Below are 26,563 nucleotides of genomic sequence, written 5' to 3'. Positions count from 1 at the left end.
TCGGGAGCGGCTTGCGAGCGACGGCGATCGTTAAATCGTAAGCGGATAGATGGATTAATCAAATGCTGCATCCTATCCAGCCAGGTGAAATATATGAGCCGGCTGCGGTCAACTGATATTTATTCCTGTTCGTTTTTTTATTTCGTGCCGACGAGGTCGGTGTTCAGGCCACACTCTGTTTTCTTCAGCCCAAACCATCGTCCTTCACGCGAACCGGTTTCCATTTCCAATTTACGCGTGCACGGCTCGCAACCGATGCTGAAGTAGCCTTTGTCTTCCAGCGGATGATGAGGAATATTGTATTCTTTGCGATAGGCGTAAATCATCTTCGGCGACCAGTCGAGCATCGGATGAAAACGGATGGTATTGAATGGCGCCGGTTCTTCGGTCTTGAAACTTTTTCTTACATCACTCTGATCGCCGCGTACACCGTTGATCCAGACATCATGCGCGGCAAGCACCGGTTCGAGTGGCTGTGTCTTATTCAGGTAGCAGCAGTAATCAGGGTCGGAAGCAAACAAGAGTTTACCTCCCGCGTCTTTTTGCATGCTCTTGGGCGTTAACGGAAAAACATTGCGTACATCCAGTGCAAACATTTTCGCGATGTGGTCTTTGAAAGCAACTGTTTCAGGAAAATGATAGCCGGTATGAATAAAAAAAACCGGAATGGATTTGTCAACGCGGCTGATGATATGCAGCAGCACCAGGCTGTGCGTCTGAAAAGAAGACGTCGTGAACATCTTCAACCCGTTTTCCCGGTAGGCGATGATTTTATCTTTGATGGCATTGAATTCCATGTGACAGATTTTGAAAATTCATCCGGATTTACAATGTAAATATACTGCGATGCCCATCATGACGTAAAAAGTAAGTCAGCTGCCAGGCTCATGCTTCACGCGGCGATTCCTGCTTCCATTCCTTGTTACGCAGGAGGATTAACAACACAACCGAGGAATTCAGCATGCAGCGATTTATTCGTCGCAATTAATTCCTTTCCGAACAAATAATTTTCACCGCCGCTGAAATCTGAAACCTGTCCGCCTGCTTCTTTTACAACCAGCGCGCCACCTGCAATATCCCAGGCATTAAGGTTGTATTCATAAAAAGCATCCAGCCTTCCGCAGGCAACATAAACCATATCCACCGCTGCTGACCCCAACCGGCGGACACCATGACTGTTTTGAAACAGGTACTTCAGCGTGTTAAAGAAACGATCCATGTGCGTAAAACTTTTATAGGGGAAGCCGGTTGCACATAGTGCATTTCGCAGCGCATCCGTCGCTGTTACACTGATTTTATTTCCATTGAGAAAAGCGCCCCCGTTCTTCCAGGCATAAAAACATTCATCCAGGTTTACTTCATACACAACACCCACCAGCAATTCATTTTTTTGAAGCAGTGCAATGCTGACTGCAAATAAGGGTATGCCATGAATGAAATTAGTGGTACCGTCCAGCGGATCAATGATCCATCTTAAATCCGTTCCGGTGTCATCCACCGTTTTCTCTTCTGTTAAAAAACCAGCATCGGGTAAGGCAGCGCGCAATCCCTGCACAATCATTTTTTCTGCAGTCACATCCACGTAAGAAACAAGATCGCGTTCACCCTTTTGCTCGACGCTCGACTGTGCAAACTTTTTTCGCTCTTCCCTGATGAAAGCGCCTGCCTGACGGGCAATGTCTGCTGCCTGGCGGCAAATGATCTCCAGATTCATTTTTGATAATTTTTTAAACTTAACGTTTGTATTAATTGCTTATGGCGTCTTGCCTGCTCAAATTAAAACAATGTGGAACAAAGCAGCAAGGAAGGGTGGATACATGGCTTTAGGAAGGCAGGCACAAGTCTTCCCTGCCCCGGGGCATTGCCAGGACTTGCCCGTGTGAGCGTTACACGGATACACTATCCGTTTAATGCGACACTTTAAATCTGCTTAATTCCTGCCCGTTTCGCCCATGCAAGGAGCGCCAGCAAAATACTCATCAATATGGCTGCCCTTCCGATATAGTCACCATAGCGAACATAAAAAGTGAATGCTGTGTTTGCATGTAAAGTTGCTTTTATGGCTGCCGGCTTCCACCACGCTGTGGCCTGTGAAACATCACCACGCTGATTGATGAAGGCGGAAGTGCCGGTGTTTGCAGCCTGTGCCACATCTCTTCTTGTCTCAATGGCCCGCAACCTGGCATATTGAAGGTGCTGCCTGTAGCCGGCCGTATTTCCCCACCAGCCGTCATTGGTGATGATAAATAAAAGATTGCCGCCACGCCGCACATATTCGGTTGTATATTCTCCATAGATGGATTCGTAACAAATCATCGGACCCACTCCGGTGGAATCGGCGTCACGAAAAACATCTCTGTGTTCCTGTTTTCCAAGGCTGCCGCTAATGCCTCCCATCTGAATGGCCAGCGGCTCTAAAAATCTGAAGAGTTGCGGATAGGGCATTTGTTCCACTCCCGGAACCAGCTTTGATTTGTGATAGACCGGAATGTTGCCGGATGAATCAAGCTGTATGGCTGTGTTAAACGCATCATACCAGAAATGACCATTAGCGGCATAACGCGCGGTAACAGTTTCTTTGGTATCATACTTTTTGTAAGCATTTATGCCGGTAACCAGCTTCAGCTGCGGATACGGCAACAAAAATTGTTTGAGTGCGTCAATGGTTTTATCGGCGGAAAGGTCATTGAGAAATATTCCCTGCGGAATTGCGGTTTCAGGCCATACCAGGTAATCCGTTTCTGCATCAATGCTTTTTTGGGAGAGCTGCAACAAGGCGTCCAGTTGTTTATCCAGCGTGGTGAAGTCGAATTTTTCATTGTATGGATCAATATTGGGTTGAATCAACACCACTTCTTTACCTGCGCCTTTTTCCCGGTAGGAAAAATAAACAGCCAGGGAAAAGGCAACCGGCAAAAGTATCAGCAATGCAACCGGCAAATAATTTTTGCTGAATAATTTTCGCTCCTTTGCCGAAGGCTGTGCGCTTTGCACACTCCCTTTTATCAACTGATAAATAAGAATATTGGCAGTCAATATCCAGGCTGTTCCGCCAAAGACGCCAGTGTATTCATACCATTGCACCACCTGTGGAAACTGCGCGAAGCCATTGCCCAGTGTAAGCCACGGCCAGGTGAGATCCCACCGCAGGTGAATGTATTCGAAGGTGATCCAGTAGGCCACCAGTGAAACATAGCCCCACGTTTCACCGAGTTGCTTCTTGGTGCGGTGAAAGCCAAGCAAGGGAATGCACATAAGCAACGGGTTGGCGGTGTTGGCAAAAATTCCGGCAAAAGCGGTAGAGATATCTTTGGTTCCAAAATAGGTGGCACCGACCCACCACGTTGTGCCGATATTCCATATGAACAAAGCGAGATAGCTGTAACCGAAAAAATTTCCTGCGGAATGAGCGGCCTTGCCACAGGTATCCTCGAGCCAGAGAACAGGCACGAAGCCGATAAACAACAAAGGAAAAAAAGGCAGTGGCGGCCATGCTAACCACAGTAAGATGCCGGCGGAGATGGCAAGAAAGTATTTAGTTGATTTACGCATGTGCTTCGATGTAAGTTGTAATAAACAGTCAGCCCGCTCCTTCAATTACCACTACAATCTCACCCTTCACCGGTTTGGTTTTATAATGCGAAAGCAAGGTAGTGGCCGTGCCTCGCTGTGTTTCTTCAAACATTTTAGTCAGTTCGCGGGATACACTTATTTTCCGGTGTGCCCCGAAAAATTCGCACAGCTCTTCCAGCAATTTATCGAGCCGGTTCGGTGATTCATAGAGGATGATGGTACGTTTTTCCAAAGCCAGCGATTTCAGTCTTGTCTGCCTTCCTTTTTTTTGCGGGAGGAAGCCGGCAAAGAGAAATTCACTGGCAGGAAATCCCGAAACCAGCAGTGCCGGCACAAATGCAGTGGCGCCGGGCAAACACGTGACCGGAACATTTTCCTTTACACATTCGCGCACCAGCAGGTAACCTGCATCGGAAATGCCGGGAGTGCCGGCATCGGAAATCATGGCCAGTTGTTCGCCATGCTTCAGGCGTTGCACCAGTTGCGCCGTTACTTCATGCTCGTTGTGCTGATGGTAGGGAATCATTTTGGTGTCAATTGCAAAATGCTGCAGCAAAATCCCCGACTTGCGTGTGTCTTCGGCCAGTATCAGCTGCGCTTCCTTCAGCACCCTGATGGCGCGCAGTGTCATGTCTTCAAGGTTGCCGATGGGTGTGGGTACGATATAGAGCATGAACGGTATTAAACATTACAAGGTGCACAAACAACGAATGGCATGGGTTAAAAAGTGCCGGCAAATTCTGTCAGCAACCGGAACAGGTTATCATAAGCGGTTAACGGCAGTGTCTGCGCACGGTCATACACATCATGGTAAGCCGCAATGCCGCCCATGGTATAGATGAAAAAGCAGGGAACTCCCTTTTCAAAAAACGAATAGTGATCACTGTTGGCGGCCTTGCCTCTCGGGGAAACAACTTTCAGCAGTTGCTCTTTTTCATTCAGCACAACCAGTTGCCTGAACGGCTGTGGAAATTCAGTGCCGTTTACCACTTTAATGCCTTCATCTCCTGTTCCGACAATATCAAGGTTTACTAAAAATTTAATGTTACCTAACGGGAAAAGCGGGTGATGCACGTAATACTGTGAACCCAGCAGCCCCAGTTCTTCACCGCTGAAAAACATAAATGCCACTGAGTACTTCGGCGGATGCGCCGTATAATATTTTGCCAGGTTCATCACCATGGAAGTGCCGCTGGCATTGTCATTCGCGCCGGGGAAATAGGTGCTGTCGCCCATCTGACCAAGGTGATCGTAGTGTGCGGTGAATACCAGGAAGGAATCAGGCACAGCTGTTCCTTTAACGAACCCGATCACATTTTGGTTGCTGTAGTTTTTCTTCCATTTACTTTCAATGTCAACTGTTACCACTGTTTTTTTGGTTGCAGGCAGGTTGCCTTTTACCTGCAGCCAGCACCATGGCAATTGTTCCTGCGAAGCATGCCAGGTGAGCTTATCCGCTGAATATTCCACCACACCTTTTGCGCCGAATGCATTTGTTGTTTGCAGCGACTCTTGCCAATTCGCATACTGCGCCACCGTAAACTGATCCTTCGGAACAAGTAAAAAAATCTGCCGGTTGCTTCGTTCAGACAAATCGCTGCACAGTTTATAGACTGCTGCGCGGGAAGTATCTGCTGCCGGTAAACTGATTTTTCTTGTGGCAAATTTTCCGCGGCAGGAGCCTGAAGCGGCATTCACTAAAAAATCCTTGCCCGGCGACAATACCGTATCATTCACCGAAAAATGCAGGGCACCCGGAAAAACATTCACACTGAGCGGATATTGCTGGTAATAGCTTTCATGAAATGACTGCAACCCGCTTTCCTGCAGCGAGTGCCGGATAAATTCAGCAGCTTTCCAGTCGGCAGAATCCACATAACCTCTTCCGTTCATGGCGGATGAAGTAAGTGTATCAATCACCCTCGTGGCATAATCAATGGCAGATGACTGCGCGGTTACATCCGATACTGTAATGAAAACAATCAGCGTCAGCCAATGCGGGCAACATCGCAGCTGCAATGGTATATGCTGAAGAGCACGAAGCGGCAGGCTGCCATACCTGTTTTTCACCAGGCTGCTATTCATGCACTTCGCATTCAAAATATTCCATCACCGGATTCGCCAGCAGTTTTTTGCAGGCTGCTTCGGCAAGCGTTTTGGCTGCATTGGCATCATCTGCTTCAATCTTCAGTTGAATGTGTTTACCGATACGGACATCGCCCATTTCCTTCATACCAAGATTATTTAATCCGTGCAGCACCGCTTTGCCTTGCGGATCGAGTAATTCTTTAAGCGGCATAACTTTTATTTCGGCAGTGTATGTCATGATGAAAACGTTTTCAGTAGTCTGTTTTAATCGATGGATCTTTTCTTTTCACAAAAAAATATTGTGCCAGGCAAATGGCGATATACAGCAATATCACCGCTGCAATGCCTGCATATTTTAATACGATGATCAGCAAGATGCTGACGGCCAGGAAAATCAGCAGTACTTCATTTCCCTTCCAGCCGTATGATTTTGGTTTCAGTGCAAACATGGGTATTTCCGCTACCATCAGCCAGGAAAATAAAGCGATGGCAGCATACAGATACCATGGGTTCAGGATGTAAGGTGCCAGGTGAAAGGCATTCGTGAAAACCATCAGCGGCAGAGCTGCGGCAAACAATGCATTGGCCGGTGTAGCCAGGCCGATGAATCCTGTATGCTGCCTTTCATCTACATTGAATTTTGCCAGCCGGTAAACAGCACAGAGCGCCACCAGCAGCGATGGTAACTGGTAAGCTATCGGAATATTCAATGCATCGGGTTGCAGCTGCCAGGCACCGCCCAGCAATTGATAATAGATGCAGGTAGGTAACACGCCAAAGGTGACTGCGTCGGCCAGTGAATCCAGCTGCGCGCCAATCGGTGAATGGACTTTCAGCAGCCGTGCGAGAAAGCCATCGAAGAAATCGAGTACCGCGGCTCCAAAAATCATAAACGATGAAAGGTGAAGCCGGTTATTATATCCGAAAATAACGGCGAGGTTGCTGCCCGACGGATCGAGCTCTTTCAGTTCTATCGGGAAGATGTGATCGTTGAACGCAAAGAGGACACCCAAACAACCAAGCAACAGGTTGCCGAGGGTGAACATATTCGGAATGTGACGGACAAAAACCGGCTGTGACATTTACAATTAGGTGACGGCGAAGATACTCGCGTATTCTCAGAATCAGAAATGAAGTGCGCTGTGTACCGCCTGACTAATGGAGGAGCAGATCGAGAATCTTAGTCTCATGCCCGTCCACATTGGCGGATGAACCGGTGGCATACAGTACGGCTCCATTTGTATCAAGTTTTTCAGCATACACATAATAGGGGCCGTCCTGCAGGGGAAACAATGAATAATAACCCGACGATCCGGTTGTGGCAGATTTATCAAAGGCGGAAGGATGATCCTGGAATTGCACGATGGACTGATACAGATAAACCGTGACATCGCCGGCAGGCACCTCAAGCCGTGAAGTGTCGTTGATATAAGTCACTTTTCCCTGAATTACATTGCTGTTAGACTGACATGCATGCAGATGCAGCAGCAGCACGAACAACCATATTTTTAATGGCAACGACATGGTTCACCGCTTTACTGAAAGAAAGTACGGTTGCTGTGAAGTTACAGGAAGCGGCAACACTATCCAAAATAAATCTGTGCTGCAAAACCGCTGTGTTTTCCATTAAATAAATCATGCCATCAATTGCCTTATTGTGAGGCTGGCTGTTGCATCGAATGTTATCATGGTCTTCAGAAAAACAATTTTACCGTTTGTGTCCATGCAGGTGTCTGAACACTAACCAGGAAGATACCATTGCCGGGCGATGCAATATCAAAATTGTTGATGCCCGCTGAAAAGCTGATCGGCTGGCGGCTGACGATTCTTCCAGTCAGATCGTATAGGTAAATCCAGCCTTTGCCCTGTTCTGCCGACATTAACTCCATGGAATAACCTTGAGCTGAATGCGTGAATGTGGCACGTGACGGTGAAGTCCATTCGTCGGTTTCCTTTCCTGCCTTATTACAGTTTGCAATCTTCAGTTCGATCCTGTTGCCTGTTTTGTTCACCGTCAGCCCCTGTATGGTGAGCAGCCCGCCGGTATAAATAAAACTCCCGCTCTGTATCTTGGTATTTGATGCATCAAAGTTTTTCCACTTAATGGTTTGCCCGGATGCCGGATTAAAATTCTGCATCCGGCGAAACGTAATATCCGTTGAACAGGAATTGTATTGTTCCGGATCAAGCACACCACCTACATAAAAATCCTTTACGGAAACATTGATGGTGAAGTCGCAGATATTGTCGGTGATGCTGTCGTCCCAGTCGAGATAACCATTAATAGCACCGTATTTAGCACCCGATGATGGCGAACCATTGCCCGGATCCTGGTTCACTGAGCAATTGGAAAAGGCCGGGTAAGCTTTGTTGGAGCGGTACCTGAAAAAATCGGGTGTGGTTTCATCCGGCAGAAAATTTTTTCCGTCGCCGCCATGATTGCGCTGATCCCAATAGAAAACGCCGCCGACGTGATTCGATTCGAGGGAATCAAACCAAGAAATAATTTTACTCGACCAGGTGATGGTTACATCCTTTTTGCCATGCACATCAAACAGGAGTGGCAGGTTGAAATTTTCTTTGAGGTTCACCATTGTGCGTGCATCCAATGCCTGGTATACGGATAAGGGTGCACCTGTCGCCGGATCTGTTATGTCGGAGTTCAGGTTGCTGCTGCTTGCGCCCCACATCTCTTCATACAATTCTCCTTTGGAGCCAACGGGTTTTACAAACATGGGCTCTACCGTGGCATATACAGCACTGATCTCATCCGGGAAAAAGATGCCCGTAAGCAATGCGCCATAGCCGCTGGCGGAAACACCTTTTGTATAAACACGTGTGGAGTCAATCGGGAAATATTTCTTCGCCCAGCGGATGGCTTCTATATACCGCCGCTGACAATACATCTTAACCGTGCCGGCAACAGGAATCGGATTCTGATCCGTATAGATGTTGAAATTTTCATGGTAGCCTGCAAAGTACGTTCCGTCGCCAATACCCACGGATGTTCCGTTTGGCAACGGCAGCCAGTCATAAACGCCCATTACATAACAATTGGTGATATCACCATCCAGCCCTGCGCCGGATGTGATGGCGGCACCCGATCCTTCATAAACCACAATCAGCGGATAGGATGTGGCGCTACCTCTTTTGGTCAGGTAAAAATTGAAACCAAATGAACCGATGCTGTTCATGGCAGGATACAACGCCGTTTCCTGGTTATTTACAAATTGTGTGTAGTAGTCTTTGAATTCATTGCCCGGTGCAGTAACAGTTTGCTGAAATACCGGCCTTGGTTTCGCTACGGTCTCGCTCACTGCTGCAGATAGGCTGTTCTTTCCCACCGTAACCGTTTTTGACTCTACGGATGTGGTAAGATCGGTAACCGTTACCGCATAAAAGAATGGCAGGTTATCGGTACAGGTTATCACATACAAGCCCTGCGTGCTGCTCAGCGGCAGGCCCGTATCTTCAATTTTATAATATACATCGCCGGGCAGGTCTGCCGAAAGCTGAATATTTTGCGATGAATTATCCCGTACAAATCCCATCAACTTGGATGTAACAAGCTGACTGCTGGTTGTAAACTTGGCGGTGCTCCGGTAAATGTTGTATTGAAACTGCGATCCCGCCGGGTTGGTCCAGGTAAGAAAGACCTGGCCATTGCGATACGTTGCTTTCAGGTCGGTAACAATCGCGCCAAAGGATGATGCAACATGGCATAATGAAATGGGGATTAAAAGGATTAAAGCATAACTAAATTTTCTTAGATAGTGCGTAGCAGTAAAAGTCATTGGCATTGGTTTGGTTGGTTGAGTGTGTAGTTATCGTTAGGTATTTTATTCCTGTAATTGCCTTCTGAACCGCTGACAGGAAATATGCTGTGCCAGCTTCCATGCGACAGTGCCTGCAGCCGGCAGATCTAGTTTTACCGCAACTTCCTGTTGCATAACATCAGGCATGAATGAAGCAGAATGAATAGTGCCGGCAACGACAACGGCTGATCCGTTTTGTGCATCACCGTGCCCTTCTTTCCCTGAAAAAAACAAATGGCTATTCATACTGCTGTGTTTTACGTTATGATGGTCCCAGGGATCTGGAGTTCGATGGTTCAATGTATCTGTATCAATCCTGCCGGCATTTTTCATCCTGCAAACAATTACTGCAAAACTGTACGGTCGATTATCCGCTCATCCGGACAAACTTATCCATTGAACAGGTCTATGACTGCTGTCAGCATTAACTTATTAGATATTAATTAAATACTTAAAACAAGAAAACTTCTTCCGCCCCTGGCACGACAAACCGCAGCAGTCAGCAATAATCGGGCTAATAATTATTGAAGCCGGGGATGCAGTTATTTTTTTAGCAGCGGAATTTTAAGTGGCTGAACAGAAGCGAATAGGATATTAAATCAACTCCTGATATCGCGGATTTTTTATACACCGGGGAATGTGTCTTTTCATTTCAAGGCGAGCGTTTATGACTGTGTCCGCAAAATGATACGGTTGCCATAGCCAACGCTCCGGCTTCCACCGCATCCGTATTTTAAACGGTGCTTATCGTTTTTGGAGCAATGCTACATTTTCGACATGCTTGGTATGCGGGAACAGATCAAACGGCCGGATACATTCAATCGAATACGCAGTATTCAAAAGACTAAGATCACGAGCCTGTGTTGTTACATTACAACTCACATAAACAATGCGATCGGGCGCCATTTGCAGCAATTCAGCTACAACAGCATGATGCATACCTGCCCTTGGTGGATCTGTGATCACCACATCCGGCACGCCATTTTGCAAATGAAATGGCTGACCCGGAATTTTTGCAATGTCTGCAACATAAAATGATACATTACTGATATTGTTGAGCAATGCATTTGCTTTGGCATCTTCAATGGCCTGTTCAACCTGTTCTATACCGACCACCTTTCTGCAAGACCGTGCCAGGTACAGTGCAATGCTGCCTGTGCCTGTGTAAAGATCATATACCAGCTCATCTCCTTTCAAAGCGGCATATTCCTTTACGCAGGCGTATAACCGCGCTGCCTGCATCGTATTGGTTTGAAAAAAGGATTTTGCGCTGATCCTGAACCGTAGGTCATCGATGCATTCGTAAATCACATCGGCACCGGCATAAGTGATCACCGGCAGATCATAGATCGTATCATTCCTTTTCTGATTGATGACATATTGCAGTGAAGTAATCTCCGGAAACTGCAGGTGTAAAAAATGCAGGAGTCCGTCAATCATTGCCTGATCCGGCCGTGCAAAAACCACCAGCACCATTACTTCGCCCGTTGATGCCATCCTGATCATCAGGTTACGCATAAAGCCGCTTTGGTTCCGCAGGTAGAAATAATCATAATGATTGTCGAGTGTGTATTGCTTCACCGCCAGCCTGATACGGTTGCTGAGTGCTGGTTGCAAGTCGCATGATTTAACATCAAATACCCTGTCAAAAGCGCCGGGCAGATGAAAACCAAGAGCAGGTTGCGGTGGTTGCCCTTTGGCGGCATAATCTTCAGCTATCAGCCATTCTCGGTCGGAGAATGTAAATTCCAGTTTATTACGGTAATAGCGGTTCTGCTGCGCTCCCACCATCGGATCTTTTTTGCCGATCACCACTTTGCCCATTCGCTCCAGCGTATCAATCACCGATGCTTCTTTATAACGGAGCTGTGCTTCGTACTGCAGGTGCTGCCACTGACAGCCTCCGCATTTCCCAAAGTGCACACAAAAAGGTTGTTGCCGCAATGGCGATGGTTCCAGTATCTCCACCACGTCGGCTTCCATCCAGTCTTTTTTGTTTTTGGTGATGCGCGCTTTCACCGATTCACCGGGCACGGCACCTTTTACGAATACCACCTTGCCATCGTGGTGCGCAATACACTTCCCTTCATTCGCAAAGGCGGATACTGCCAGCTGAATTGTAATGGATTCTTTGTTATTCATGAGCGGGTGAAGGTACGCCGGCAGGCAATCAGTTGGTGTAAAAACAAGGTAAAGGTGCGACACCTGACAGCAGATAAAGGCCGCATGAATAAGTTATTGTTCACTTTGTAATGACGCCTGCTTTCTCCCTGTAACCGCAACAGGTTATCATGCCAGCCGGCATTTGTGGATAATTAGGTCATTACTTAAAAATAAATATCTTTGCGTCCTCCAAAAAAAATCCAAACCAACAGCATTTCCTCTCTTATGAAACGTACGTTAATCGTAATGGCGCTCCTCCTCGCCACCTTTTTTACTCATGCACAAGCTCCTGAAAACGCCACCCTGTTCACTATCGGAAATGAGAAAGTATCGAAAGATGAATTTGTGAAGGTGTACCAGAAGACCAATGTAAGCGGCGAAGCTGATTTCAGCGAAAAATCGTTACGCGACTATCTCGATTTATATATCAACTTCCGTTTGAAAGTAAAGGAAGCGCGTGATATGAAACTCGATACCACCGCCGCAGTGCTGAATGAATTCAAAACATACCGCAGCAAACTGACGCCCTCTTACATGTATGATACGGCCGTTGTCCGCGAAGCCTATAAACGGCTGCAGACCGATGTGCATGTTGAACACATCCTCGTAAAGCTGGATCCGAATGCTTCCCCTGCCGATACCTTAAAAGCATACAAGAAGATTTCCGCCTGGAGAAAGTTATTGGTAAGCGGAAAGAAGAACTTTAATACCCTTGCTGCAGATTCTTCCAGTGATCCTACGGCAAAAGACAACAAGGGCGACCTCGGATGGATTACAGCCATGCAGGTGATCTATCCGTTTGAATCCGCGGCGTACAATACTAAACCCGGCACTATCAGTTTGCCGGTACGTACCCGTTTCGGCTATCACCTCATTCAGACAATGGAAACACGGCCATCCCGCGGAACCGTTACCGTTGCGCATCTTTTTATTAAGGTGCCGAACAATGCAACCGATGAAGACAAGCAAAAGGCGAAGAGCAGGATTGATTCCTTATCAGGTGTGATTAAGAACGGCGGAAACTGGGATGAACTGGTGAAACAGTTTTCGCAGGATAAAACTTCATCGGCCAATGGCGGCAAACTGTCTCCGTTCGGCACCGGACAAATGGTAGCCGAATTTGAGAATGCCGCATTCAGTCTGAAAAATCCCGGTGATATCTCTGCGCCGGTACAAACGAAGTTCGGCTGGCACATTATCAAGCTGATTGAAAAGAAACCGATGGGCAGCTACGAATCGATGAAGGATGACATCCGCAAAAAAGTGGAAAACGGAACCTGGTCGGAGTATTCAAAACAGGCTTTCATCAATAAACTCAAAAAGGATTATAAGTACAAAGAAATACCGGGAACAAAAGATGAGCTGCGTCAGCGCATGGACTCCAGCCTGCTGAAAGGCAACTGGAGCGATACCCTCTGCCGCGGCATGGTTACACCCATGTTTGCACTGGCTGATGCAAATTACAAACCCGGCATCAAGCCATTCAGGCAGAATGACTTCGCTGATTTTATTGTGAAGAATCAGCGTAAGTATATGAACCTCGGCGGCATTGACAACATGTACAACAAGCTGTATGACCAATATGTGGCTGCCAGCGTAACAGCCTATGAAGATGAACGGCTGGAAGCAAAGTATCCCGCTTTCAACGACCTGATGGATGAATATATGAACGGCATTCTGCTCTTCGATCTTGCCAGTGAAAAAGTATGGACGAAAGCTGTGGAAGACACTGTGGGACTCAAAGAATTTTACGAGGCGCATAAGACCAACTACATGGGACAGGAACGTGCACAGGTAACCACCTTCACTGCTAAGAATCAGGCTGTGGCCGATCAACTGTCAAAATACCTGGAAAAAGGAACTGCCAACGAGACCATTCTTTCGAAGATAAACAAGAAAGATCCTGATAACCTGACTATCCTGACTGAAGAGTTTGAAAAAGGCAAAGATTCTGAAATTGAAAAGCTGGGATGGGAAGCGGGTAAGACCTATACGGTTAAATCAGATTCTTCCATACGTATTCTTAAAGTGAATCAATTGCTCCCACCCGCACCCAAACCTCTGGGCGAAGTGAAAGGGTACGTAGTAGCCGACTACCAGGAATCTCTGGAGAAAACATGGATCACCGACCTTCGCAGAAAATATCCTGTATCCGTTAATGAGCAGGTCTTTCAGTCGATGGTGAAAAAATAAACCGTTCACAGTTGCCTGTTCGCAGCCGGCCACTGCGGCAGCAAACGTTTCAAGATCAATACACCGAGATAGCGCAAGGTTAACACCTTGCGCTATTCAGTTTATAGCACTGCATGAAAGTTCTTCAGTTTAACATCCTTATCATTCTGCTGGCCTTAGCAGGCTCCTGCAATTTTTTCAGTAATCCTGATGAAGGTGAAAAACCTGTCGCCCGTGTATATGATAAGTTTCTTTATCAATCCGACCTGGAAGGAGTAGGCAGAGGTGCAGCCCGGCCGGAGGACAGCATTCAAATGGTAAAAAACTACGTGGACAGCTGGATACGGCACAACCTGCTGCTCCGGTATGCGCAGGACAACCTGCCGGAAGAACAAAGAGTTTTAAATGAGCAGATGAAGGATTACCGTGAGTCGCTGCTGATTTATTTGTATGAGAAGGAATTGCTGAACGATAAACTGGATACCGTGGTGAATGCAGCAGAAGTGGCGCAGTATTACCAGGATCATAAGGAGACTTTCCAACTCAAACAGAGTATCTCAAGGGTGAAGTACATCATGCTTCGCATGGACACTAGGGTGCAACTTGATTCCGTGAGAAGCTGGATGCGCAACACCACGCCGGACAACTATCCGAAGCTCAGGGGATTTTGCACTGAAAATGCAGTGCGCTACTCTATTTCTGACAGCATCTGGTACAATAAGGATGAACTCACGGCGTTTCTTCCGGTCGCTAAATTTAATTTTGATAATGCGCAGTTTAACAGAAGCTATCTTGAAGTACCGGATTCCGGTTTTGCTTACCTCATGAAATTTGATGACTACCGGATAAAAGGAAATGATGCCCCGATTAATTTTGTCAGGGAAGAGATCACGAATATCATTCTGAATAAACGAAAGCTGGCCTTTATCAGCGCAATCCATAAAAGCATCTATGAAGAAGCTTTGAAAAAAAGCGACTTTGAATCATTCCTTGACTCATCCGTTAACGCAACAAGGTAAAAAATGGTAGTTTCGCCGTTATTGCGGGTTACGCCTTTTAACCTTATCAGGAAAGTGATACATCTGCCGGCCGACTTAGAAAATAATTGATTTACCCTATTCTACCATTCGTGCGCACCACTCTTTTCATTTTGCTGCTGCTATCCAATTACCTGCTGAAAGCACAGCCTGTTCTTGCCGATAAAATTGTCGGTATTGTGGACGACCGCATGATCCTGCTTTCGGAAATTGAAGCGCAATACCTGCAAACCACTTACCAGGCAACGTCGCCTGTACCGCCTGATTTAAAATGCGAACTCCTCAATGCAGCGCTGACAGAAAAACTCATGGTGGCACAGGCTATTCTTGACAGCGTGGAAGTAACTGATGAAATGGTAGAAAATGAACTCGACCGGAGGGTTCGCACCTTTGCCAATGTTGCCGGATCAGTGGAGAAACTGGAAGAATATTATGGCAAATCCATCCTGGAAATGAAGGATGAGTTCCGGCCGCAGGTTCGTGAAAACCTTCTGGCTGACGGTGAGAAATCAAAAATTGCCGGCGATCTGAAAGTGACACCTTCTGAGGTAATGACTTTCTTCAACAAAATTCCTAAAGACTCACTGCCGTATTATAATGCAGCCATGGAACTGGGTGAACTGATCATTTATCCTAAAGTGAGTGAGGCGGTACGTGCTTACAGCAAAGATAAAATCGCCGATCTGCTGAGCAGGGTTAATAACGGCGAAGATTTCGCAACACTGGCAAGCACTTATTCGGAAGATCCGGGAAGCGCCGAAAGGGGTGGTGAACTGGGCTTCGTGAATCGCGGTGAACTCGACCCTGAGTTTGAAGCGGCTGCTTTCAGTTTAAAGAAGCCCAACGAAGTGTCCGGCATCATTGAATCAGCATACGGTTTTCATATCATTCAGCTAATTGAACGGCGTGGTGACCGCATCAATGTCCGCCACATCCTTATCCGCCCGAAAACAACTTCTTTTGATCTGAACACGGCAGCCAAACTGATGGATAGCATTTACGAGCTGATTCAATCCGGAAAGTATTCTTTTACGGAGGCCGTCAATAAATTCAGTGAAGATGAATATTCAAAAGGAAATGGCGGTATGCTGGTAAACCCATCTACAGGAACCAACCAGTTTGATGTGAGCGAACTGGGAAACTATGATCAAACACTTGTGCCTGCTACGGATACCTTGCAGGTAGGCGCTATTTCCAGGCCTATGCTTTTTCGTAACGAGCGCGGCGAAACAGGTTATCGCATACTATACATGAAATCGAAGATCAAACCGCATCAGGCGAATCTGAAGGATGACTATAACAGGATACAGGACATGGCATTAGGTCAGAAGCAGGTTGATACGATAAATAAATGGCTGGAAGACAGGATTGCAAAATCTTATGTATTCGTGGCTCCGGAATTTCACAATTGTAAGGTGATAAAGCGATGGATCAACAACCAACAGTAATGAAGTATGCGAACGATGCAGCCGCTATTGACGGGCTGGCTGCCTGTTACAACCAACTCACGGGAGAGATCAGTAAGGTCATCGTCGGGCAGCGGGATGTTGTTAAATACGTGCTGCTCTCTGTCTTTTGCGACGGTCACAGCCTGTTGGTTGGTGTGCCCGGCCTTGCCAAGACATTGCTGGTAAAAACCATTGCCGATGTGCTTGACCTCAGCTTCAAAAGGATACAGTTCACCCCTGACCTGATGCCTTCTGACATTATCGGATCGGAGATCATGAATGAGTCACGGCAATTCTATTTTAATAAAGGACCCATTTTCGCCAATATCATCCTGGCAGATGAAATCAACCGTACGCCTCCAAAAACACAGGCAGCCTTACTGGAATCCATGCAGGAACGGAGTGTGACGTTTGCGGGACAGCTGCATACGCTGCCGTTGCCATTTTTTGTACTGGCCACCCAAAACCCTATAGAGCAGGAAGGAACTTATCCTTTACCCGAAGCGCAGCTCGACCGGTTCATGTTTAACATTAAACTCGATTATCTCCTGAACGAAGAAGAGATTGCTATGGTGAAAGGGACTACTTCCTCGCAGCAGCGTTCGGTGAATAAAATAGTTTCCGGCAGCGATATTCAGTTCTTCCAGCAACTGGTCAGGAAAATACCCGTTGCCGATAATGTGCTCAGCTACGCCGTTGCCCTTGCCCGCAAAACACGGCCCGGTCAGCAGGAAGCTCCTGCCGTGGTGAATGATTATGTTTCGTGGGGAGCAGGTCCGCGAGCTTCACAGTTCCTGGTGTTGGGTGCCAAATGCAATGCCGCCATCAACGGAAAATATTCGCCGGATATCGAAGATGTGAAAGCAGTGGCAACACCGGTGCTGCGCCACCGCATCATCCTCAACTACAAAGCGGAAGCAGAAGGAATCACGATAGAAGAAGTCATCAAAAAGATCATCTGATCATTGCCGGTAAATTCTTGGCTCCGGCCCGTTTAAGTCACGCCTGACGGGACCGCTGTTAAGGTTCAGCCATACAAGCATTATTTTAGTGCCATGCCATCGATGCTTCAGGTCGTATTGAATTTTATGCTGCTCGTATCAGTGAAAACTGATGCTCTCTTTATTACCACGGATTACCTGCAAAACGGCTACCTGATCACCGCGCATAATGAATTACAAAAGGTGGATTCTGCCGGGAACCTGCTCGCCACCTTTAATCAAAACCGGTATGGCAGACTTGCATTTGCAGACGCCACCAATCCGATGCAACTGGTGCTTTCATATCCTGACTATGGCACGATTGTGATACTCGACAATACGCTGTCGGAAATCAGTGCACTGTCTCTCCGCAAGATCAATATTCAGAGCTACAGTGCTGCCTGTTTTTCATCACATGACAATAACATCTGGATTTTTGACGACCAGGATTACAAACTGAAAAAGATTGATAAGAACAACGATATTATTGTGGAAAGCGGTGACATGTTTTCCCTGCTCGGCCATGCCGTTCATCCGGTATATATGCAGGAAAACGATCAATATATCTACCTGAGCGATCCTGCAGAAGGCATTTTGATATTTGATATTTACGGCACCTATTATCAGAAACTGCCTTTTAAAAACATCAGCAAATTCCAGGTGCGTGGCAGCCAGTTATATTTTCGCGAAGCAGATGCTTTGCATGCCTACCAGTTTAAAACACTGGAATCGAAAAATATTTCACTGCCTGATACCGCTGCCGTGGAAGATATCAGCATTGAAAAAAACCGGTTTTATCTTCTTCGCAAAGACCGTCTTGACATCTATTCTTATTGATGAAGGTTGCTTCATTACACACCAAGCAGGCATGCTCCGTCACCAACCGGACTATTCCTCCGTATCTTCCTTTTCAACAGGCATCATGCCCAGCATTTCATAGAGCGGGGCGATATCATATACATTACGGTTGTATTTATTCGCCAGAACGATGATGCAGGTTTCTTTCCCGGGCATCCGGACAAACAAAGTATTATAACCCCGCCACCACCCATTATGGTAAATGATGGTTGAACTGTCATCCAATTCCTTCAGGCGCCAGCCAAGCCCGTAGTTCTTCCGGCCCGGCTTTTCAAAACTGTACCCTTTATAGGCTTCATCCAACAGTTCCTGTCCTAATAACAAGCCATGATTTAAAGCCTGGTCGAAAAAGTAAAGATCAGCGGCGGTGGTGTAGATTCCTTTATCACCGGCAACACCATCGTAAGGCACATCACCAACTTCTGTCCATCTGCTTCCTTCATACGCTGTACATTGATTACGATGCGGCATTGTGTCGGTCACATCCCTCAGGTAAGTATGATACATATGAGCCGGATAGAAAATATGCTCCGTCAGGTAATTGCCAAATGATTGGCCACTTGCAATTTCCACTAAGCGGGCCAGTAAAGCGTAGTTCGTATTGCAATATTGAAAATGATGGCCGGGAACCGATTGCAACGGCGGCTTATCCCTGATGAAATAGTTCACCACATCCTGGTTACTGATATAGGTGCCCGCATCAAGTTTCATCGTGTCAAACAAGTAGATGTAATTGAGCAAACCCGAACGGTGGTTGAGGAGATGACGTATGGTAATACTATCGTAGGGGAAGTCTTTAATGTACGCAGATACAGGATCATCAATATGCAACCGCCCCTTTTCCTGCAACTGCAGAATAGCTGTGGCGGTGAATGGCTTGCTGGCAGAAGCAAGTTGAAATGCAGAACTATCGGTGAGCAAAATTTTCCGCGGATAATTCAGATAACCGAAGTGCTGCTTGTACAGAATCTTTCCGTGTTGTGCAACGAGCACGGTGCCGTTAAACCCGCCTCTTTTTGCCTTGTGCTGAAAAAATGTGTCAATCCTGTGGGCAAGTTGTCGGTCTGTTGCATCCAGTGGTACTATTTGTTCCCATGCATATTGCTTATTTTGATAACGGGCGGCACTCTCATTGCAGGATGATGCAACAATGAGCAGCGATAGTATAAGGAGCATGGCAGTGAAACCATGAACAGTCTTCAAAAATAAGAGCGCTTTAATCATGTCGGAAAAACGCGAAGATATTTCAAATTAGCAGGGATTCATCTATGGAAAAATCTCACTGGCACGATACTTTAATAAACCGCATTTATGGATATAATGAAACACAAAAAAAGACTTCCCTTCGGCAGGCATTGCCTTGCAGTTCAGATTGATTAGCTTCAAGGAAATAAAAATGCTGCTTTCAAAATAAAGCTGGATGGTTGGAATGCGGGCAATGAACAAATGAGTATATGCTATGTGCTAATAATCGCTTTATTATGAGACAAATCATACTAAAGAGCAACATGGAAATAACTTGCAGATCTCATAACCTGGCTCATAGGTTAAAATCAAGCTTTTTCAGCCATTTTCAGCGGCAATATTACTCACAAGAAATAAAAAGTATGAATTTGCTTGGAAAATCAAAATTGTTGAAACATTTTTATGTGACTTAAGTTTAAATGTTAATAACCCCTGTGGCTTCTTAATAAAGGAACCGACCTCCTGGAAATGCAATAGTAGCGGTAGCATTTTTGATGGCACGGTTCAAATTACTGAGATTTAGATAGGCATAACATCCTCTTAATCAAGGCTTCTGCCAGATTATAGGATGAAATTAGTGTCGGTAACAATCAGTCAGCTGCAGGGTGGTCTTTTGTTATGAATGCCTGCTTTGAGTAACAGAATTTGTGACTTTTCAACATTAGGCAGTTTACCTGACCGAATGGCGATGAGATTAAATAGCATAAACTAATTGGTATGAAAAGAATTGTTACCCTGTTATTACCCGGATTATTGTTGACCGTTAATGTATTTGCACAATGTAACCTGGCAAAGCCGGGTAATGTAGCCATGCCTAATTTATATAGCTGTAATGCCACGCTTACCTGGAATGCTGTTAACGGGGCATCTTATTATATGGTAAAGTATAAACTGGCATCAGGAACGTTTATCCTTTTACCGGATATCATCACGGGCACTTCCTTTAACTTCACAGGATTAACACCAAATACTGATTATACTTTTGCCGTTGCAGCTTATTGCTCGAATAATGAAAACAGCGGCTGGAAGCAGGTTAACAAAACCACCCAAAAATGCGCCGACCCAATTGCTGTTTCCGTTTTAAATATCACCCAAAATCAGGCAACTGTTTCCTGGGTTGCGCAATGCGGTTCCAGTGTCTTCAAAGTGCGTTATAAGTTGCATACGGCATCCGGATATACTGTCTTGTCCAACATTCAGTCAACATCTTACCAGTTTAACGGTTTATTAAAAAATACCTCTTACGATGTTTGTGTACAGAGTGTTTGCGGAACCGATGTATCCAAATGGACTACACCGGTAACATTCACGACCACCACCACGCCTCCGGTTGTTAACAAACCCAATTTTGTGATTTTCCTGGTAGATGACGGACGATACGATAACTATCAGCCGTCCGGCGGTCCTTCCTGGTTCCTTACACCTTCTATCAACCGCATCGCTTACGAAGGCGCCAATTTCACCTACACTTTTCCCACTACCTCTCAATGTGCACCCAGCCGCGTTTCCATTTATACGGGTTTATATGCGCATCATCATGGTGCATTGGATAATAGTACGCGCATGTATGATGGCTTGCCACTGATCCAACAGATATTGAAGGATAACGGATATTATACAGGATTCGTAGGTAAATACGGGCAATTGCAGGGCAAGCCTTCCGGATTCAATTATTGGGCTACCAGCGATGGAAACATTTACATAAATGCCAATTTCAATATTAACAACAGCCCGGACACTACCATGCAGGGGCATATTTCCGATAACTATCAGGCGCTGGCATTGAACTTCCTGAACAGCGTGCCTTCGTCAAGCCCATTCCTGCTTATGTTTTTTACCCGGGTTCCGCATGGGCCTAATGTGCCAAGGCCGGCAGATCTGAATCTCTACACGACAGAAACGATGCCTTTCCCTTCCAATTTCAGTAAATACAGTATTAATTACCCTTCTTATTTTTATGATACACATAACTGGAATTACAGCTCTCAAGAGACCGATTCACTTACATTATTGGAATTTCAAAACCTGGCAAGCGTAGAATCCAATGTTTCATCAATCATGAGTTGGCTGGAACAACATAATAAGCTGGACAGTACGATGGTAATTTATTCATCTGACAATGGTTATATGAGAGGAGAACACAAACTGGAAGCAAAACAGATTGCTCAGGAAGAATCTATCCGTGTGCCGCTCTACGTCAGGTTTCCATCGTGGTTTCAGCCGGGCACCGTCTATAATGATAAAATGGCCACCAATATTGATATCGCTCCAACCATTCTTGATGCAGCACACATTACCAATACTTATAATATGGATGGAACGTCTATCCGGAAACTCGCAGACGGTTCAGCACAAAGGAAATACTTCTTCTATCAATATGCGGGCGAATCCGGGGCTCCTTCTATCAGGGCAGTACGCTCATCACAATACAAGTATGTGAAGCATTATTGCACCAGTGCGGTGGAAGAATTTTATGATATCGCCGCTGACCCAAAAGAAAACACTAACCTGATAAATAACTCCTCTTATACCGCTCTTATTCAGTCGTACAGAACAATTTTGGACAGCATCAGGACTTCAGTTGGTGATTATACACCAGTTTCTACCAATTGCAACCTTTCAAACCCGCAAAAAGATCTGAGCAATGGGGATGAAAACGAAAATATCAATGACCGCATTTTAAGGTTATGGCCCAGCCCTGCTTCATCCTATTTTATCCTGAGTTTTAATGAAGCCGGCAACAGGGAAAACATCAGTGTAGAAGTTTCAAATACAATCGGTGAGCAGGTTTTCCGGAAAAATATTGATCAGGCTGATGTAATGAATATGGTGGTTGACTGCAAAAGCTGGTCACCCGGATTTTACATCGTTAAACTCACAAAGGGAAATAGCACCTATACGGAAAAGGTAATGGTTGGCGAATAATAGCCGGACTCACAAAATTAACTTCAGTGTCTTTTTATTTCACCGCCAAATACACCCTGCGATATTCGTATGTGCGTTCAAAGCTAACAGATGCTTTTTGAATTCAGTGTTGTGAAATGATGTTTTCTCTCTTTGAACCGCTGATGATCAGGGCATATCAGCCCGGGTATTCCACAAAATTCCTTTCCGTTTCATACAGCCTGACGGCCACATCAAATTTCACATCCAGCCGCCTGCGGATCTTTTCATAGATCACCCATACTATGTTTTCGGCAGTTGGATTCAGGTTGCGAAACTCTGCAGTGTCTTCATTGAGGTTTCGGTGATCAAATTTATCCAGCACTTCTTCCTTAATGATATCCTTGAGTACTTTAAGGTCAATCACATATCCTGTTTCCGGGTCAGTTTCACCGGTTACTTTCACCTCGAGATAATAGTTGTGGCCATGGTAAAGGGGATTACTGCACAAACCAAATACTTCGGCGTTTTTTTTATCGTCCCAATCTTTTCTATACAGACGGTGCGCTGCATTAAAATGTTCTTTTCTGTAAACAGCTACACGCATGGTTGAAACAATTTTGATTTAATTGGGTTATACGGTTATTAACTTGCCTTGATAAAACATACTCCGAAAAATGATCAATATGATTTTAAGCTGCATCTTCCTGGCCATGATGCCTTGCGTACCTCAACCGGCCCCAACTATTTACAACTATAAAGTGACTTCCATAGATGGTGGCACAATTGACCTTGCCTCGTTCAAAGGTAAAAAGATTCTCATCGTGAACGTTGCATCCGAATGCGGCTATACGCCACAGTATGAAGAACTTGAGAAGTTGTACCGTCAATATCGTGATCAACTCGTTATCATCGGATTTCCTGCCAATGATTTTATGGGTCAGGAGCCCGGCAGTAACCAGGAAATACTGCAATTCTGCACTTCCAAATATGATGTCACCTTTCCGTTAGCGACAAAAATTTCGGTGAAAGGAGCAGATATGGCGCCCATCTACCACTGGCTTACGGAGAAAAAACTAAATGGTGTGGAAGACTCCGAAGTAAGCTGGAACTTCAACAAATACCTCGTGAATGAATCAGGTGAATATGTCTGTCATTTCAAATCAAAGGTGGCACCATTTGATCCTGCCCTGATTGCCGCGATTGAAAAATGAGGCATGATGCAATATTTTGCCGCGTATTTTGCAGCCTGATAACCGTGTAAGGTAATGAACCCGGCGCGATGCTTCAACGCACAATCTCCAATCTCTTAACAGCCTGCCATTCTTCCGCCTTCAGTCGAACAAAATAGATTCCAGCCGGAAGATTCTCAACATTCAATTGAAAAACATCTTCCGAAACGGATGTTTCTTGCTGTAATAAAACCTGTCCCATGATATTAGTTAGCATTACCGTCAGGCTCTCACCGGCAAATCCTTTAACTGCAACATTGAGGTTGGAATTGGCAGGATTCGGATAAATTGACACCACCGGCTCATCGCTGCCGAATGGCACATCTTCTTCCAACCTGAATGGCGTAGCGCTGATTTTTGCATTAATGATATAGCATTGTGAATTGCTGAACGCACCATTCTTACCATATATTTTCACTTTGTATATACCTGTTACGCCGGTGTTGAAGATGACGGATTCATTCGTCGTGCCTCCCTTCTTGGACTCCGTTACGAAGTTTTCATTGGTATCATAAAACTTGAGATTGTAATTTGCAGGCAGCGAAGATATTTTCACTTTAATATTGCTTGCAGCCGCACTGTTGCTGAATGCAAACCAGTCTTCGTCGGTTGCACTGCTGATCTGCGACAAGATATCTGCATTCGTCACAATTGTTTTCGCATTTCCTTTGGCATTGTTGGGTTCAAAAGTTTCTGTACAGAGTGGCGCCTGCAAATCGAGTGTATAATCTTCAACTTCACCATAGCTGAAGGTGCTGCATGGGGTGGGCGTGCTTTCAAAATTCATGCTCACACGCATACGGGTTGTACCCGTAGATGCTCCATAAGGAACAGCCAGTGTAACAGTTTTATTGCTCCCGTCTGTGGTATTGAAGGTTATGGCGGTTTCACCTTCATCTGTAAAATCACCATCTATATTCCAGTCAACAAATACAGCCCATTTTTCCGGATACACATCCGCTTCCATAAAACCATTGAACCCGGCACTGACAGTCAGTGTATAGGATGATCCTTTGTTTACCACCGTACTCAGGTTGGTGGCATTATAATAACCGCCGGCATCCGGATAAGCATATGCCCTGCTGATACTTCCGAGATTCACATAGTCAATGTATTCATAAATTGCATTGCTGTTGCCGCCTGACTTACAATACACTTCCCCCTGTGATGTAGTTGAAAAAACTTTATCAGTGGTATAGACAGAAAAACCGCCAAGACATTTCGTCTGTATGCGATAGTTATACAGTGTTCCCCAGGCTAAGCCTGTAAGTGTTTTACTTGGTGACAACGGCAATGCAGTTACTGTAGTCCATTGTGTTCCGACGTATGGCTTATATTGAATGTTATAACCCAATGATCCGATCACGCTTGTCCAAGTCACTACGGCGGAAGAAGAGGTTATACCGGATGCACTGAGCGAGGTCGGCTTATTACAGGCATTCGATGGCTGTGCATTTCCGGGCAAGCCGATTCCGACAGCATACCAGGCATTTTTTACCTGTATCACAGCGTTTGAATATGCACCATACAAATCCGTTGCAGCATTGATACAGGCCTCCCGCCAATCGCTGTATTCCGACAGATTGAAAAGATAGACGGTTTGTGAGCGGTAGATAATCTGTTCGGCAGTGCTTTGCCCGATAGCATCGACAAAATAACTATCACCATTGTCATTGGTACCGCTGCCGCCATTTACTAAAAGATAAAACATAAAGTTACCTACACCGCTGTTATAATGCACTCCATAATTATCATTAGAGGAAGTCCACCAATAAGTACCCAAATAGGTATCGGGTTGACTATACAGATTCGGATCTGATAAGTCCCGTACTTTCCAACCCATATCATTGCCTATCACCCAGTTCACATCCCCTGGTTTTTGATAGAACTGAATACATTTTCCCATGATGTCGCTCAGGCTCTCATTGATGGCACCCGGTTCCTGAAGATACTGCAAACCACAGGTATAATGGGTAAGCCCATGCGTGAGTTCATGTCCGCAAATATCTATGCTTGACACACCCGTATTGTTAGATGATACCTTACCGTAGATCATGGAAGAACCATCCCATTTTGCATTATCGTGCATAGTAATGTTCAGGTAGCTATAGAGCGGCAGGCCGGCATTGTCGAGGCTGTTACGGCCAAATTTGGTAAGGTAATAGTCATACGTAGCTGCCGTGCCGAAATGAATATCCAATGCATATTGATTGAATCCATTCAATGTCCAGTTGGAAGAAGTTGATGTATAGTCACCGCCACCTTGTTCTAATGTGAAGATTCCTTGCCCCCGTGTGAGATCATGCAGGGTATAAACACCCGCATTCAGGTCACTGTGTATGGTAACGCTGCCGCTGTAAGCTGTAGCAGCCGTTCCTGTTGCATCAACAGCATGCATACGCTCTTCGCTGCCTAATATCGCTGCTGTCTGCGCATCCACAAATATCCATGCACGACTGAGCGGTTCTGATGCAAACACATCTACTTTGTAAGCAAGCCGTAAGTGGCGGGTATTGATTTTACTTCCTGCACAATACCAGACCAATTCAGGATCGGCCACTTTAGCCAACATCCGTTCGGACATGGTTAGATAAACAGTTGCTTTTACGGATTGCATGGCAGCCTCCATCGCTGCCGTCATGGGCACAACAGCACTTGCATGGTTAAGCATATCCTCACCGAATCCTTTGACAAGGTTACCGCTCATGCCACTGATCATGCCCGACTTCACATGCACGATATACATGGTATTTTCAACAGGTATACCAAGGTAAGTCTGGAGGTAACGGTAATGCGTGAATCCCAATGCATCCGTCTCCGCATTCAGTAACCGGAGATTGCTGTTAGCCTCCAGCCCTAGGTCTGCCGGCAGTTTCCCGGCATCGAAAGCAAATTTTGCTGAATCCGGGATGGAAACATAATGGGTAGTTTCCGTGCGCTCATTCCAGGCAAGATCTCTTAATTTCTGTTGGGCAAAACTGAAGGTAAAAAAGGAAATGCACAGAACAGTATTGAGAAAAGCGGTTTTCAGCATATTATGCAAGGTTGAAGTGAACTGAAGCGCAGGCT

General features: G+C 45.7%; 21 protein-coding genes. 7 read left to right on the top strand and 14 right to left on the bottom strand.

Annotation, left to right across the window (positions count from 1 at the left end):
• Positions 1-137: 137 nt before the first annotated feature.
• The 11 genes from K1X61_09805 to rlmD all read right to left on the bottom strand — a co-directional run bounded on the left by K1X61_09805 (position 138) and on the right by rlmD (position 11,618).
• The gene (locus tag K1X61_09805) at positions 138-797 is read right to left on the bottom strand and encodes a phosphoadenylyl-sulfate reductase (protein MBX7108930.1); all 660 of its coding nucleotides are present in this window, start codon (positions 795-797) and stop codon (positions 138-140) included.
• 125 nt (positions 798-922) lie between these two features.
• Entirely contained in the window at positions 923-1,714 is a 792-nt protein-coding gene (locus tag K1X61_09800; GenBank protein MBX7108929.1) for an inositol monophosphatase, read from the bottom strand.
• A gap of 206 nt (positions 1,715-1,920) precedes the next feature.
• Positions 1,921-3,552, bottom strand: coding sequence for an apolipoprotein N-acyltransferase (lnt, locus tag K1X61_09795; GenBank protein ID MBX7108928.1), 1,632 nt, complete (start codon positions 3,550-3,552; stop codon positions 1,921-1,923).
• Between the two features lie 28 nt (positions 3,553-3,580).
• A complete protein-coding gene (gene rsmI, locus K1X61_09790; GenBank protein ID MBX7108927.1) occupies positions 3,581-4,246 on the bottom strand; it encodes a 16S rRNA (cytidine(1402)-2'-O)-methyltransferase in 666 nt (221 codons plus the stop codon).
• 47 nt (positions 4,247-4,293) lie between these two features.
• The gene (locus K1X61_09785) at positions 4,294-5,658 is read right to left on the bottom strand and encodes a M28 family peptidase (GenBank protein ID MBX7108926.1); all 1,365 of its coding nucleotides are present in this window, start codon (positions 5,656-5,658) and stop codon (positions 4,294-4,296) included.
• Positions 5,651-5,899, bottom strand: a complete 249-nt coding sequence (gene purS / locus K1X61_09780) for a phosphoribosylformylglycinamidine synthase subunit PurS (protein ID MBX7108925.1) — start codon at positions 5,897-5,899, stop codon at positions 5,651-5,653. The genes K1X61_09785 and purS overlap by 8 nt, the downstream gene beginning before the upstream one ends.
• Before the next feature lie 13 nt (positions 5,900-5,912).
• Complete coding sequence (locus tag K1X61_09775; protein ID MBX7108924.1) at positions 5,913-6,743, bottom strand: CDP-alcohol phosphatidyltransferase family protein; 831 nt, start codon at positions 6,741-6,743, stop codon at positions 5,913-5,915.
• A gap of 73 nt (positions 6,744-6,816) precedes the next feature.
• On the bottom strand, positions 6,817-7,185 hold the full coding sequence (locus K1X61_09770; protein ID MBX7108923.1) for a carboxypeptidase-like regulatory domain-containing protein: 369 nt from the start codon (positions 7,183-7,185) through the stop codon (positions 6,817-6,819).
• Positions 7,186-7,355: 170 nt separating this feature from the next.
• Positions 7,356-9,455, bottom strand: a complete 2,100-nt coding sequence (locus tag K1X61_09765; protein ID MBX7108922.1) for a T9SS type A sorting domain-containing protein — start codon at positions 9,453-9,455, stop codon at positions 7,356-7,358.
• A gap of 45 nt (positions 9,456-9,500) precedes the next feature.
• On the bottom strand, positions 9,501-9,722 hold the full coding sequence (locus K1X61_09760; protein ID MBX7108921.1) for a hypothetical protein: 222 nt from the start codon (positions 9,720-9,722) through the stop codon (positions 9,501-9,503).
• Positions 9,723-10,220: 498 nt separating this feature from the next.
• Entirely contained in the window at positions 10,221-11,618 is a 1,398-nt protein-coding gene (gene rlmD / locus K1X61_09755; GenBank protein MBX7108920.1) for a 23S rRNA (uracil(1939)-C(5))-methyltransferase RlmD, read from the bottom strand.
• 246 nt (positions 11,619-11,864) lie between these two features.
• Between rlmD and K1X61_09750 the strand changes: the two genes are divergently transcribed.
• The 5 genes from K1X61_09750 to K1X61_09730 all read left to right on the top strand — a co-directional run bounded on the left by K1X61_09750 (position 11,865) and on the right by K1X61_09730 (position 18,113).
• Positions 11,865-13,832, top strand: coding sequence for a peptidylprolyl isomerase (locus K1X61_09750; GenBank protein ID MBX7108919.1), 1,968 nt, complete (start codon positions 11,865-11,867; stop codon positions 13,830-13,832).
• 113 nt (positions 13,833-13,945) lie between these two features.
• Entirely contained in the window at positions 13,946-14,830 is an 885-nt protein-coding gene (locus tag K1X61_09745) for a hypothetical protein (protein MBX7108918.1), read from the top strand.
• Between the two features lie 86 nt (positions 14,831-14,916).
• Complete coding sequence (locus tag K1X61_09740) at positions 14,917-16,296, top strand: peptidylprolyl isomerase (GenBank protein MBX7108917.1); 1,380 nt, start codon at positions 14,917-14,919, stop codon at positions 16,294-16,296.
• Complete coding sequence (locus K1X61_09735; GenBank protein MBX7108916.1) at positions 16,296-17,258, top strand: MoxR family ATPase; 963 nt, start codon at positions 16,296-16,298, stop codon at positions 17,256-17,258. Before K1X61_09740 ends, K1X61_09735 begins: the two co-directional genes overlap by 1 nt.
• Before the next feature lie 93 nt (positions 17,259-17,351).
• The gene (locus tag K1X61_09730; GenBank protein ID MBX7108915.1) at positions 17,352-18,113 is read left to right on the top strand and encodes a hypothetical protein; all 762 of its coding nucleotides are present in this window, start codon (positions 17,352-17,354) and stop codon (positions 18,111-18,113) included.
• A gap of 51 nt (positions 18,114-18,164) precedes the next feature.
• Here the strand turns inward: K1X61_09730 and K1X61_09725 are convergent, their stop codons facing one another.
• A complete protein-coding gene (locus K1X61_09725) occupies positions 18,165-19,337 on the bottom strand; it encodes a beta-lactamase family protein (GenBank protein MBX7108914.1) in 1,173 nt (390 codons plus the stop codon).
• Positions 19,338-20,096: 759 nt separating this feature from the next.
• Between K1X61_09725 and K1X61_09720 the strand changes: the two genes are divergently transcribed.
• Positions 20,097-22,304: a sulfatase-like hydrolase/transferase gene (locus K1X61_09720; protein ID MBX7108913.1), complete on the top strand. Its 2,208-nt coding sequence runs from the start codon at positions 20,097-20,099 to the stop codon at positions 22,302-22,304.
• A gap of 157 nt (positions 22,305-22,461) precedes the next feature.
• On the opposite strand, the gene K1X61_09715 is transcribed toward K1X61_09720, so the two are convergent.
• Positions 22,462-22,869, bottom strand: a complete 408-nt coding sequence (locus K1X61_09715; protein MBX7108912.1) for a 6-carboxytetrahydropterin synthase — start codon at positions 22,867-22,869, stop codon at positions 22,462-22,464.
• A gap of 70 nt (positions 22,870-22,939) precedes the next feature.
• On the opposite strand from K1X61_09715, the gene K1X61_09710 reads away from it, so the two are divergent.
• Entirely contained in the window at positions 22,940-23,476 is a 537-nt protein-coding gene (locus tag K1X61_09710) for a glutathione peroxidase (protein MBX7108911.1), read from the top strand.
• A 73-nt stretch (positions 23,477-23,549) separates the two neighbouring features.
• On the opposite strand, the gene K1X61_09705 is transcribed toward K1X61_09710, so the two are convergent.
• Positions 23,550-26,528 carry a M4 family metallopeptidase gene (locus K1X61_09705; GenBank protein ID MBX7108910.1) on the bottom strand — a complete coding sequence of 993 codons (2,979 nt, stop codon included), beginning with the start codon at positions 26,526-26,528 and terminating at the stop codon, positions 23,550-23,552.
• Between the last annotated feature and the right edge of the window lie 35 nt (positions 26,529-26,563).

The sequence above is a fragment of the Chitinophagales bacterium genome (assembly GCA_019694975.1).
Lineage (GTDB): Bacteria > Bacteroidota > Bacteroidia > Chitinophagales > UBA10324 > JACCZZ01.
The sequence above is the reverse complement of the archived record's forward strand: the minus strand, read 5'-3'. Positions and strand labels throughout refer to the sequence as shown.